This is a genomic window from Emticicia agri (genome assembly GCF_004168285.1).
GTDB classification, from domain to species: domain Bacteria; phylum Bacteroidota; class Bacteroidia; order Cytophagales; family Spirosomataceae; genus Emticicia; species Emticicia agri.
On the sequence record NZ_SEWF01000084.1, the window covers coordinates 1 to 13,079 of the forward strand.

13 protein-coding genes are annotated in these 13,079 nt (G+C 35.5%); 10 read left to right on the plus strand and 3 right to left on the minus strand.

Translation table 11 applies throughout. The features are described 5' to 3' along the window. The 4 genes from EWM59_RS27910 to EWM59_RS26365 form a co-directional block, all read left to right on the plus strand. Window positions 1-842: 3-coathanger stack domain-containing protein (locus EWM59_RS27910; RefSeq protein WP_165372309.1), on the plus strand; the 842-nt coding region annotated here is incomplete at its 5' end. Between the two features lie 309 nt (window positions 843-1,151). Continuing rightward, window positions 1,152-1,967, plus strand: a complete 816-nt coding sequence (locus EWM59_RS26355; protein ID WP_130024212.1) for a 5'-methylthioadenosine/S-adenosylhomocysteine nucleosidase family protein — start codon at window positions 1,152-1,154, stop codon at window positions 1,965-1,967. Between the two features lie 16 nt (window positions 1,968-1,983). Next, window positions 1,984-4,026: an ATP-binding protein gene (locus EWM59_RS26360; RefSeq protein WP_130024213.1), complete on the plus strand. Its 2,043-nt coding sequence runs from the start codon at window positions 1,984-1,986 to the stop codon at window positions 4,024-4,026. A 341-nt stretch (window positions 4,027-4,367) separates the two neighbouring features. Further along, complete coding sequence (locus EWM59_RS26365) at window positions 4,368-4,691, plus strand: hypothetical protein (protein ID WP_130024214.1); 324 nt, start codon at window positions 4,368-4,370, stop codon at window positions 4,689-4,691. A gap of 136 nt (window positions 4,692-4,827) precedes the next feature. Here EWM59_RS26365 and EWM59_RS26370 read toward each other — a convergent pair whose 3' ends face one another. Both EWM59_RS26370 and EWM59_RS28500 read right to left on the minus strand, forming a co-directional pair. Then, window positions 4,828-5,334 (minus strand): DNA alkylation repair protein, encoded by a 507-nt coding sequence (locus EWM59_RS26370; RefSeq protein ID WP_310587905.1) that lies wholly within the window; start codon window positions 5,332-5,334, stop codon window positions 4,828-4,830. Window positions 5,335-5,336: 2 nt separating this feature from the next. Beyond that, window positions 5,337-5,492, minus strand: a complete 156-nt coding sequence (locus tag EWM59_RS28500) for a hypothetical protein (RefSeq protein WP_229239440.1) — start codon at window positions 5,490-5,492, stop codon at window positions 5,337-5,339. Between the two features lie 229 nt (window positions 5,493-5,721). Here EWM59_RS28500 and EWM59_RS26375 point away from each other — a divergent pair, with 229 nt between their 5' ends. Further along, window positions 5,722-6,195 carry a response regulator gene (locus tag EWM59_RS26375; RefSeq protein ID WP_130024215.1) on the plus strand — a complete coding sequence of 158 codons (474 nt, stop codon included), beginning with the start codon at window positions 5,722-5,724 and terminating at the stop codon, window positions 6,193-6,195. Between the two features lie 80 nt (window positions 6,196-6,275). On the opposite strand, the gene EWM59_RS26380 is transcribed toward EWM59_RS26375, so the two are convergent. Continuing rightward, the gene (locus EWM59_RS26380) at window positions 6,276-7,832 is read right to left on the minus strand and encodes a hypothetical protein (RefSeq protein WP_130024216.1); all 1,557 of its coding nucleotides are present in this window, start codon (window positions 7,830-7,832) and stop codon (window positions 6,276-6,278) included. A gap of 120 nt (window positions 7,833-7,952) precedes the next feature. On the opposite strand from EWM59_RS26380, the gene EWM59_RS26385 reads away from it, so the two are divergent. The 5 genes from EWM59_RS26385 to EWM59_RS26405 all read left to right on the plus strand — a co-directional run. Beyond that, window positions 7,953-9,182 carry a sialidase family protein gene (locus EWM59_RS26385; protein ID WP_130024217.1) on the plus strand — a complete coding sequence of 410 codons (1,230 nt, stop codon included), beginning with the start codon at window positions 7,953-7,955 and terminating at the stop codon, window positions 9,180-9,182. 327 nt (window positions 9,183-9,509) lie between these two features. Then, the gene (locus EWM59_RS26390) at window positions 9,510-9,953 is read left to right on the plus strand and encodes a response regulator (RefSeq protein ID WP_130024218.1); all 444 of its coding nucleotides are present in this window, start codon (window positions 9,510-9,512) and stop codon (window positions 9,951-9,953) included. A 60-nt stretch (window positions 9,954-10,013) separates the two neighbouring features. Continuing rightward, entirely contained in the window at window positions 10,014-10,817 is an 804-nt protein-coding gene (locus EWM59_RS26395) for an alpha/beta fold hydrolase (protein WP_130024219.1), read from the plus strand. Further along, window positions 10,814-12,022, plus strand: coding sequence for an ATP-binding protein (locus EWM59_RS26400; RefSeq protein WP_130024220.1), 1,209 nt, complete (start codon window positions 10,814-10,816; stop codon window positions 12,020-12,022). The genes EWM59_RS26395 and EWM59_RS26400 overlap by 4 nt, the downstream gene beginning before the upstream one ends. Before the next feature lie 201 nt (window positions 12,023-12,223). Next, window positions 12,224-13,079: IS481 family transposase (locus EWM59_RS26405; protein WP_130021487.1), on the plus strand; the 856-nt coding region annotated here is incomplete at its 3' end.

Sequence of the window (13,079 nt, forward strand, 5' to 3'; positions counted from 1 at the left end):
AACATACGATAACAGTTGCAGGAAATTCAGGATTCAATCCGGTAGTAGATGTGCGTTCGGGCACCTGCAATGGCATCAGTATCGGCTGTGCTGATGCCACCGGTAATAGTGCAGTAGAAACCGTAACTGTATCGGGTTTAACTATCGGCAGCACCTATTATATCAGGGTCTATAGTTATGGTGCTTCTGCCTCCAATAGCGGAACATTTACCATTAGTGTTGTTCATGAGGTACCACCTGCCAATGATGAATGTACCAACGCCATTACCCTCATTTCTTCTACCGGCATTTCTGGTGTTCTGGGCACAACATTAGGTGCTTCGCAGAGCCTCGAAGCCATTACGTGTAATGCATTAACCGGTACCGCCGATGATGATGTATGGTATAAATTTGTAGCAGTTTCTAATAAACATAATATAGCAGTTATCGGCGGTCCGGAGGTCGACGTGGTAGTTGATATTCGTTCGGGAGCCTGCAATGGAACTACCATTGCCTGTTCTGATGCAACCAAAGAAGCCGGAAAAGAAGAGTTGACATTATCAAACCTGATAATTGGCAACACCTATTATATCAGGGTTTATAGTTTTGGCAATGCCAGAGCCAATCGTGGGCAATTCGGGATTTTGATTAACCATGAAGAGTGCCCTGCCACGGCAAATATCACCCAGCCCATTACAAGCGGAACAGTTACGATGAAAGCCATTCAGATTACTGCTACCAATCAGGTATCAGAGGCTAAGGTAACCTATCGGGGGGCGGATTCAGTTACCTTGCAGCCGGGTTTCAAAGCCACTGTAAACACAAGCAATGTTTTTCAGGCGATTATTGCGGGGTGTCCGTAGGGGGTGGGGTTTGACTTAACACTAGTGTGCCTGTAGGTCTTCCATGTTTTATTCAATACAAGTAATTTTACTTCAATTGTTAGAAATAAACTTGGTAAAACATTGATGTAGTTCTAAGCAGTCAATTCACAGCCATTACACGAATAAAGTTAGAAGCATAATAATAAGTAGCCTTTTTCTCGATGAGTTAAGCAAGAAGTCTGATAAAATTGGGCTTTATTGTTTATCTATTATTTAAAATTATTCTTCAAACGAATTATAGCTTTCAGGGAGAATTTTATTTATCATGAAAATATACTAAAAAAATCTATGCAGTCTAAAGAATATCGATTTTCAGATATAGAATACATTATTAATGATGGACTAATTTTAATGGTAACGGTAACTCCTTTAGAAGCTTCTGCTTTTGAAGAATATTTTTCTCCATTAGAAAGTGAAGAATTTATAATTGAGACGAGAAAGGATAATTCTACTTATTATCTAGGAAAATTTGGAAAATATAATGTTGCCCATGTAAAATGTGGGGATATGGGGGCTGTGGCTTCCAAGGGGTCTATAATAACGGTTATTAATGCTATTAATAATATTAAACCAAAGTTTATTATTATGATAGGAATAGCTTTTGGAATAAATCCTAAAGAACAAAGTGTAGGGGATATATTAGTTTCTAAAAAAATCATTCTCTATGACAGTCAAAAAATAAGTAAGAAGATAATCCATAGAGGGTCAATTCCTGAAGCAGATAATAACTTGATTAATTGTTTTGATAATATAAGAGATTGGAAGTTTTTATTGCCTGATGGTAAGAACGCTAATATAGAAATTTGTGATATTTTATCAGGCGAAAAACTAATAAATAGCATTGGGTTTAGAAAAGAATTGCAACTTCAATTTCCTACTGCTAAGGGAGGCGAAATGGAAGGAGCAGGCTTATATGCTGCTTGTCACGATAAAAGAATTCCTTGGGTTTTAGTAAAAGGCATATGTGATTTTGCAGATGGGAACAAGGACAAAGGAAAAGATGAAAAACAAAAATTAGCAATGAACTCGGTTTTGAATGTATGTATACATCTTTTTAATAAAGATTACATATTTGAAAACTTAGGAGTAAAAAAAAAAAAATAGTCATGATTTAAATGAATTGCCTAGAAAAATTGATGATCCTAATAATAATTTCATTTTGCTTTTTAGCCAAGAATATTCTGATTTTGTAGGAAGAGAAAAAGAATTAGAAGTTCTTAAGAGATTTACTGAAAATGAGAAACTGTTTAGTTGGACGTATGTAACTGGGCAGGGTGGAGTTGGAAAAAGCAGGCTTTTACTAGAAATTTGTAAACAATTACAAAAAAAAGATTGGGTTACTTGGTTTAGCAATGATATTACTGAACTAGTTAAAAGACATGATTATTTTGATTATAATTTGCTAATTGTTTTAGATGATTATACAATAAATTCTAATGAACTATTTGGCATCGTACAGGGAATTAGCAATAAAACAAAAAGAAATAAGGTTAGATTGATATTCATAAATCGAATGAAACCTGAACATTATGATAACTTAAAGAAAACAAATCCCTACTTTCAAGAAAATCTATTTGAAGATGAATTACTTGAAATTAAGGGATTCCCAAAATTAGATTTTTTGAATTTTGTAAAATCTATAGTTCTAAAGAAAAATGATAAAATTGATGTATCTTGGATTAAAAATAATGAGCTTGAACATATTGAATCTTATAGCAGACCTATTTTCGGGATTTTACTTGGTTTAGCTATTGCAGAAGAAAAAAATATTTCAAATTGGGTTGAAAGTGATATTTTAGAATATTTTTATAAAAGAGAGTATATTAGACTTCAAAAATATTTCAATGAGGAAAAAATATTGCTAGATAAGCATTTGAATTTAATTGCAATACTATTTATTTGCAAATCTCCAGTAAATGAAGATATAAAGAAATTGTTGAAGCTAGGAAAAGATTGGCTTCCTGAGCCGTATAAATTTCAGCAACAATTTTTATCAAATTTTCTAATTACAGATAATAAATCTAATCAATGGATAAGTCTTTATCCAGATATAATTTCTATTTATTTTGTTCTTCAAAGACTAAGCAATATCGATGAAAATATCTTATATGGTTTTGAAGAAATAAAATCAATACTTAGTTTTATTGATAAAGAAATTAACATTTCATTTGGTGGACCATCATATCTAAAACTTCGAATAATAGAAGATTTTCCTGAAAGTGAAGTTGGTGTAAAAATATTGACAAATTGGGATGAAAATGATTTTTTATCTAAAAATCTTATTAATGTTTATACATGGAGTATTGTCGAAATAGTAAAAGACACTAAATTCAATGATTTTAAAAAAATTCCTTCCTATGAGAATATTTTTAACAACCTTTTGCAAACAGATACAATATTCTCCCAGATTGAATTACATTTTATAATGTTTAAAAGGCATTTAATTTTTAAAAACTATGAAGTAGATAAAAACTATTTGTATTTAAAGAATAGTACTGATAGATATAAAGAAAATATTGGAGAACAACGATGGTTTTTTCCATCATTTGAAGATAACTTTGATGTACGTCCTCCCAAAACCTACCTACCATTAATTACAAATGTAGCTTTCGTTGAGGAAGATATTCCATATCTTGAAGCATTATCAATAAGCAATATATTAATAAAAAAACTTGAAATTAAAAGAAGTAAAAAGACTTTATTTAATAGATTAGAAACGCTAAGTGTAGAATGGAATGATCCACGTATTAAGAAAGAGTTTCTTTTAACAATTATTCACTCAGATTTAATAAAGGATAAAAAAGAAACTTTAGTTTATATAATTAATTTATTAAATAGATTAGTTCAATCTTCTGAATTTCAACCAACTCAAATGGAAACAATAATTAGAGTGAATGTAATTATAGTCGATTGCATTTTTATTGTTATTCATTATTTAATTAATAATAAAGACTTTTCTACATTAGAAAGAGTTTTTACAATTGGATTGAATTTTATATTTTCCTTAAATAAATATATTGAGCGTCATAGAAAAACGATAAACTATTTTATTTATAAAACTGATAGAGAATTAATTGATGTTCTTCGTAAACAGGGAAGATTAGATATTAGTAGTAAATATTTAATAAGTAATATTTCATTACGTAATTATATGAATTATTAATATTTGTTATTTAAATGAAATAACAAATATTATCATTTAATAGTCTATTTATTGGCTTCAAAAGAATGTATTTCAGCAGTATTTTGCGTCCCCTCAGAGTCCCTTTGCTAGGCTTTGGCCTGCGCACGCAGGAGACTCTGAGGAGAAAGAATCAGGTATCAGGGGCTAAGGTAACCTATCGGGGAGCGGAAAGGAGAATCAATACTGGTAAAATGGGAAATTAAAAACATCTGGGAAAATTATAAAGGAATAGATTCATTAGCATGTGCTCGTTTCTGAATGATGCCAAATTAATAAAAACAGTATTCAGTGGGATATTGGTATTTGTTCTCCTTTTCTATTTGCTAGCAAAAGGAGCAACCGGACACGAATACGTCTTTGATTATCAGGAAATAATAATTATCATTTTAATAATTATGGGAGTGGCTTGCTTATCAATGATTTCATATGCAGATGATAAGTATTCTAACTTTATTTTAAAATGGATTTCAAGCTTTGCATTAACAGGTATTCTGTTTATTCAGGTTTATGCCCTCATTCAGTCTTTTGACATTGGAAGTATAGTTGGAAGTATTATTCTTTCTATATTTCAATTAGTGGTTATCTGTTTAAATGTTCTCATAATCAGAGCTTTGTATTTAAATAAATTTTCTGGTTCGTCTTAAAGTAGTCGAATAATTTGGAGATGTGGTTGATTTTAAATTCTACCAAGTGGAGAGAAATCAAATGCCAAATTTTTACCTGATTCATCTGGTACAAAATTTAACTGATATGAAAACAAAAACAGTATTAATCTACCACCTACCCCTGCCGCTTCACCATTTCATTAATCCAGATAGGGGCAAAGGGGGAGGTACAGCCTTTTGAAACGGGATAATCACGGTAAATGCCTAATTTTTCTCCGATGGCTAAGGCTCTTGCTCGGTATTGTGGGTGATTGATGCCTATTTGCGCCAGCGCAGAATTCATCGTCCATTGTATCAGTGGGTCGGCGGTGGGCATTTCGGTTTCTATTCTATTGAGTAGCGCATCCATGTCTATTCCTTCGGGTTCTCTCGCTATTCGGCCACTCGTAAGGCTCCAGCCTAAGCGTTGCGCCATAGGGTAGGGGTCATTCATCCATCGTTTTCGTAGTGCTTCTTTGTCGGGGTGAATTTTGATGATATAGGAGTACAACCACTCCGATTCATAAGTAAACCTGATAGAACGCACCATGGCATCTAATTCATCTGCCGATAAAGCTTTATAATCCATTACCAGCGTGGCAAGCAGTCGGGCATCAATGTTTTCAGTAGCCCATAGTTCCAGTCCTAAAGCGTGGTTGGTCTTATTTGAGTGGCTACAGTTCTGATGTCGCCCAGTTTTACACCGAACTGATTATCATGTGCGCCATTTTTTTTATTATGCTGTAGCATCTTCTCGTTAGAGAGTGCTTTCAGTTGTGCAAGTGCTTGGTCAAGTATCATGTTGTAAGATTTTGATACCAATTTACGGCTTTTCAGCCATAGTTACAGGTTTTTTACCTGTTACATGGTAAGAAATAATGCTTTCTATGCGCCAGAGGTTGCTTAAAAGATGATTGTAAGGATGAATGAGATTAAAAAAAACTTAAATCTTTATAAAATGGCTTTATTCGGGAGTATTTATATGAGATTTTTAGTTTTAGCGTTATAACTTTGCTAAAAATCAATAACTATGAACCACGAAGCCCTGATAAACAAGCACGACCCGATTGAGATTTTACTGGCAGAAGATGATGCTGATGATAGCTTGTTTTTTTCAGAAGCATTGGCACAAATTCCTGTTCTGACAAACCTGACCGTTGTGAACGACGGCGTAGAAGCCATTAACTACATCAACAACCCGAGTTCAACAAAACCTCATATAATTTTTCTTGATTTGAATATGCCCAAAATGAAAGGCCTCGATTGTCTGGAACAAATCAGAAAGAATAAATTATATAACGAAACCCCCTGCGTTATCATCACCACTTCTGCAAGCCCCAATGATATTAGTAAAAGTTACAGCAATGGTGCAAACCTTTATTTTGCCAAACCTGTAAGCATGATTGACTTGGTAAGAATGATTGACAAGGCTTTAAGGGTAAACTGGAAACACTTCTTCCCGCCGTTTGAGGATACCTTTTTTGTTACGGAAAGACGTATATAGTTAAATAAATGATACTTGCACAAGCGCTGATGGCCTTACCGATGGGATTGGTTTTAATCTTTGTCAGCCTGTTTTATCAATCATTTAGCCGTTATCATCAATTGCAGTTTTTCCCTGATGCGTTTATACATCTTTTCATCTTTCCTGTTCCAGTAATTGGTATGGGCTATAAACGGAATAATATTGCGGATAGAAACTTCTGATGGCTCAAAATGATTTTCTATCCCTTTTCCGAAAACCTCAATATTGCCGCCTACATAGTCCTGTTCAAAGGTAAAGTTTGTCCAGCGGGTAAGGGCAAAGGGTGCTGCATGGTGTAAAACCTTTTTGCCTGAAATCTCAAAGTGAAATTCGTTGCCTTTTTCAGGCACAGGCGGACAAACAGGAAATTCTCTGTCCTTTATTTTTAAATCTAATTGCTCCGGATTTTTGGCTAATAACAGCTCAGCATGTGCCAGCGGACTCCCCAGGGTAATAAAATCAGAAATCCGCCACGAATCAAGGTTCTGGTGTTGTTTCTTCCATAGTTCAAACTGCTTTTCTCTGTAAACCGCTCTGTTTTTCTTAATGTCGGGTTCTTCCTTACTTTTAGTTAATGTTTCAGCTAATGCTTCAAGGTCTGCTATCTCTTTTTCGGATAGAAAAATATGCTCGTTATGGTTTATCCATAGAAACTTTATCAAATCATAAGCAATTACCGACCCTAAACTATGCCCTACCAGTATAATGCGGTCGTACTTATTCTTTTCAATCACCTTGCCCTGTGCATCAGTAAATACATTCCCTTTGGCATCTGTAACGGGTACTCTGGCGGCATGAATTTTTTTAAGCAGTTCTATGCCTGTTTTCCTGATATCCTGCCTTTGTTTGATATTGCCTGCACTTGGGGTCATGTATCGCACGGCATCACCGAGGTAATTAATCAGGTAAAAGTTAAAAATGGCTAACGCCAAAGGTAATAGGTATTTAGAGAATATAGGTAAAACTCCCGATTTGCTCTCAATGATTCTGGTCAGACAACTACTGATAGGAATATCAGGCAACCAGTGCAAGAAAAGAATCAGCATAATACCTAAAGTAAGCACAAGGCTTATCCAGAAAACGAGGTAAATCCAGACAATTCTATCAGGGATATTTTTGATGGGTCTTAAAAGAATTTCTTTAAACCACCAGTAAATGTCCGACGCCTTTGTACCACTCATTTTATCTGCCCAATAATATTCAAAATAGTCGGTTTTAAAAGAATCGGCATGTGCGTTGGCAGTCAGCCGTCTCAGTTCAAAGGTTTCTGAGAGTACATCGGGTTTATTAAAGAATTTCTTTTTTGCCGGAAGCGGATTACCATTTTTATCTTTTGCAGGTTCAATTGGCGGAGCTATCAACTCTACAAAATCCCGTAGCGTGTCCATTGGTCGTTGTTCGCCAATGCCATGTATCACAATTACCGCTTGTCGTTCAATATTCAGTGCGTTGCTTGCTTTTTTAGTTGCCATAAAAAGGTAGGTTTTGCTAAAGGTAGAAACACTTTTCAAGCCCTCAAAAACCTTGGACGGTTTTTTATTTCTGGGTTTCGGAATGGGTGTAAGATTAGTTATTCTGCGTATCGAAGTACGAATTTCTTTTGATTTTTCTTGCATCGCACCTTATCCAGTTTTAGTTTTGTTTTTATTTAGACCATTTCTAAACAAAGTTATTCTGCTTATCAACCGCTCAAGGGAAAATGGGCTGAAAATCATATCTTTCAAAATAATCAGACAATGAAAAAAAATATTTTTAGTATAATGGCTCTGCTGATGTTGGGGCTATTACAGGTTACTCAGGCGCAAAACACGGTCTTTGCCGATGACGCTCATTCCTATACTTTGCCAACCTTTACGAAAAACATTCAGGGAGAACCCGTTTTGTACTGGACAGAGAAAGATGCTAACAATGTATTGGCTTTGTATTTCTCGGTATCGAAAGACGGTGGAAAGACTTTTGGTGATAAAAAACTGATTTATGCCGATGCAGGATTGGGCAGTAGCCGACTGATGCGTCCGAAATTATTGTTTAAAAAAGATGGCACAATGGCGGCTGTATTCTCTTACCGTGCGCCTGCTGTTACGCCTCCGGCACCGACTGCCCATGAAGGTGGACATGGCAACCATGCCACAGCCACACCTGCGCCAAAACCCAAGAGAGAATTGCAGGTAAGGTATGCTGTATCGAAAGATAAAGGCAATAGCTGGTCGGTACCGATTTCGGTTGATTCAGATACCTCAAGACTGGTAAGAGGCTTTTTTGATGCAGTTGTGCTGGCGAACGATGAAATTGCGGTGGCGTATCTGAAAGATGTAAAAGGTAGCACCAAACATGAAGAAAGAGACCTGCGGATGGTGATTACCAGAAACGGGGTTTTCCAACCTGAAAAATTGATTGACCCTGTGGTATGCGACTGTTGTAATATCAGCTTATTGGTTGATAATAGTGGTAAACTGAATATCTTTTACCGTGATAATAACGACGATGTACGTGATATTGCCCGTATGACTTCATCTGATAATGGAGGGAGTTTCTCCAACCCTCAGATTCTGCATCACGATAAATGGGAAATCAAGGGCTGTCCGCATGCAGGGGTTTCTTCTGTGGCAACGGCCAATGGTTCTCTCGTTACCTGGTTTTCGGGTGCTAACGAGCAATCGGGTGTAAGATTAGTTGATGCTGAGGGTAAATTATTAAAAGTATTAAGCGCCAATGCCAAAAACGGTCAGGTAGCTGCCGACGACAAACAAGGCATTTTTGTATGGGAACAAACCACCGAAGGTGGTGCCAGCCAGATTTTCTATAACAAAATAGCAGGCGGCAAGGTATCAGACAACCAATTGCTCAACGGCTCAGACTACGGCCAGAACGCCACCAGTCTCTTAATAAACGGCAAGTTGTTAGTGGCTTATGAGGTTGCTAAACCTAACGCCAAGACCGGGTTGAGTGTGCGAGTGGTGGAGTAGGGTGATTGAAGAGGTTTTGATTGTAAGAACGATTCCTCAAAATTAAAATGTTTCACCAATTGCAACGGTGAGCCGTTTTAAAAACGGCTGACACACCGACTGATTATAGAATCAGCCGAACAGAGAAGCTATTTGGCTTAAAAAGCAATTAGTATCTATTTCTCGAAATAATATAAATGAGGAGGTCTATTGTGCAGAGGAGATTAATCAATAGTTTATTAATTATCTATGCTAATTTTAATAAAATAGTAGTATATTTGTTAAAACCAATAAAATTGAATAATAAAACACATAACTCCAACTTACTTCTCCAGTATAATTTTTCTCATGAAAACATCGCACCTTCACCTCTTACTAGCTGATGACGATGAAGATGATCGTGAGCTTTTCCAGGATGCTTTAAACAAAATAGCTGTTAATACCCAGCTTACGACAGTTAATAATGGCGAGGAATTGATGGAATGGCTTCTACAGAAACAAGCCAGCCTTCCAGATTTGCTTTTTCTCGATTTGAATATGCCTCGTAAAAGTGGCTATGAATGTTTAGTGGAAATTAAACAGCAAATAAGTTTACAAGCACTGCCTGTCATTATTTTGTCTAGTGCTATAAAGCCTACAGAAATGGATAATTTATATCAAAACGGCGCTCAATATTATGTCCATAAACCTAGTAGCTTTAAACAACTCATACAGGTTATTGAGCAACTTTTGAGCTTACCTGAAGAAAAGAAACAATTTCAACCTATAAAAGAGAACTTCATTTTTAATTGAGTTTTTTAGTATTGTTATCTTTGGTCGAGATAAATAATCTTAAAAATACTTATCGATAACATGGATATATATCAGAGGAATAACATAACAATTTTAGGTAAGGGTACAATACCTATGATTTTTGCTCACGGATTTGGTTGTGCTCAGCACATGTGGCGGGATATATGGCCTGCCTTTGAAAATGAGTATAAGATTGTTTTGTTTGATTATGTAGGAAGCGGAAAATCAGACCTTAGCGCCTATAACGAAGAACGCTATGCCAACTTAAATGGATATGCAGAGGATGTATTAGATATTTGTAAAGCCCTGAAACTAAAAGATGCTGTTTTCGTTGGTCATTCTGTAAGTAGTATTATCGGCGTTTTGGCTTCATTAAAAGAACCATCCTTTTTTCAAAGTCTGGTTATGATTGGCCCTTCTCCAAGATATGTCAATGATTTGGCCTATCATGGAGGATTTGAAAAAAAGGATATTGATGAATTATTAGTAACAATGGAACAGAACTATGAAGGTTGGGCAAATTTTCTGGCTCCAGTCATCATGAAAAATCCTGAACGTCCTCAGCTAAGTCAAGAACTTACAGAAAGTTTCTGTGCCACCGATCCAACGATTGCCCGACAGTTTGCTGAAGTTACCTTCTTGTCTGACAACCGCAAAGACCTCAACAAAGTAACCCATCCTTCATTAATCCTGCAATGTTCGGATGATATCATAGCACCCTTAGCAGTAGGACTTTATTTAAAAGCTAACTTAAAAAATAGTACCATCAAAATTATGAAGGCAACTGGCCACTGTCCTCACATAAGTGACCCTCAGGAAACCATACAACTGATGAAAGAGTATTTAACCCAGTTAAATCATTGAGAGATATAGACATCCTGCCCCTACTCCATATCATGCCGGCTGGCTGTGTTTTGTTTGATGATAATGGAATTATTCAATCAGTAAATAATTCTTTATCTCATTTGTTAGAATATCCATCACAAGAACTAATCGGTAAGCATATTGAGTATATTTTCACTGTCTCAAGTCGAATTCTTTATCAGACTCAAGTTTATCCCTCATTTAAATTAAATGAAAAAGTAGATGAGGTTGCGTTATCATTAAAATCAAAACAGGGAAAAACTATACCCGTATTATTCTATTGTAATCGCACGGTTGTGGAAGAGAAAATAAGGAATGTGTGCATTATTGTAAGTGCCTGGGAGAGACAAAAACAAATGACAGAAATCTCCGAAGCAAAAAGAGTACAACAGATAGTAAAAGAGAATGAAACACTCAAGAAACTTAAAGAAGAGCTGGAAATACATGAGCAACAATTAGACAGACAAATATTCCTGCTGCTTGAACGAAACCAAGAACATGTACAACTCAATAAAGTTCTATCACATGATCTTCAAGAACAAATTCGTAAGATTGGGGTTTTCTCTGACCTACTGCAAAGTACTGACGAGTTACGTAATAATTCCGAAAGCAAAAGCCATCTTCAGAAAATTCAGAAATCTGTTTTAAAATTACAGAATCTTATCCGAAGTCTCCAACTGTTTGTTCACCTTGATTCTATAGAAGAAAGACTTACCCAACTTAAAGTAGAAGACATCATAAAAGAAGCTAAAAAAGAGGCCATAAATGGCACTGGATTCAATGATTTCATACTTGAAGTAGGGGAAATTTCTTCTTTTGAAGGAAGGTCATATCAGATGAAACTACTTTTTACTGAACTTTTTAAAAATGCAATCCAAAACAGAAATCCAGACAATCGCTTAGCTATTCATATAGAATCATTACTGATTGAGGAAAACATGTATCTGGCGAACAATAAAAGATATCGATATACAGAACACATCAGAATAAAAATATCAGATAATGGAGATGGATTCGAAAACCAGTATAGTTCATATATTTTCGGTCTTTTTAATAAACTAAATACAAAAACAGATAGAGTAGGATTAGGGTTGGCCTTGGTAAAACATATTGTTTCATATCATTACGGAACTATAACCGCTACATCAGAAGTTGGAAAAGGCAGTTCATTTATTATTGTCCTACCGATTCTCCAACCTAAATAAATACTAGTTGATAATTCAATAACCAGAATAAACTATTCAAGATGATGAGTAATAAACTATTCCAGTTAAATCACTCAGTTCAAAAGAAAGAACTTATTGACAACTTTTAAAGATGAAAATTATACAATTTATATGAAATAGTCATGATTTAATCTGACAGTTACGATTTATTTAGTAACTTAAAATTAAAGATTAAATCAAATGACAACACAGGCAAAAATCATCAAGAACAAGTTAGGAGTATTAGAACTTGCCAATGTTTTAGGCAATGTCTCAAAGGCTTGCAAGGTAATGGGTTATAGTCGAGATAGTTTCTATCGCTTCAAGGAACTCTATGAACAAGGTGGTGAATTAGCACTTCAAGAAATTAGTCGCAGAAAACCCATAGAGAAAAATCGGGTAGATACGTTAGTAGAAGAAGCCGTTGTCAAGATGGCATTGGACTTACCAGCTTATGGACAGCTAAGAGTATCAAATGAGCTAAAGAAACAAGGTATAGTTGTCTCTCCTGGTGGAGTACGTTCAATCTGGTTAAGACATGATTTAGCTACCTTTAAGAAACGTTTAAAAGCATTGGAAGCGAAGGTTAATCAGGAAGGAATTATCCTTACAGATGAGCAAATAACAGCCTTAGAAAGAGCCAAAGCTGAGAAACAGGCTCATGGAGAAATAGAGACACATCATCCGGGTTATTTAGGAGCACAGGATACGTATTACGTAGGTAATATTAAGGGAGTAGGCCATATTTATCAACAGACTTTTATAGATACTTATTCAAAGGTAGCTTTTGTTAAACTCTATGACCGGAAAAACGCTTTAGTAGCCGCTGATATGCTCAATGATAAGGTTATTCCTTTTCATGAGCAAAATCAGATTCGTCTACTAAGAGTTTTAACTGATAGGGGTACAGAATATTGTGGTAATAGGGAGCAACACGAATATCAATTATATTTGGCTATAGAAGATATTGACCATACTAAAACTAAGGCCAAAAGTCCTCAAACTAATGGTATATGCGAGCGTTTCCATCGTACTATTCAGGATGAATTTTATGCGG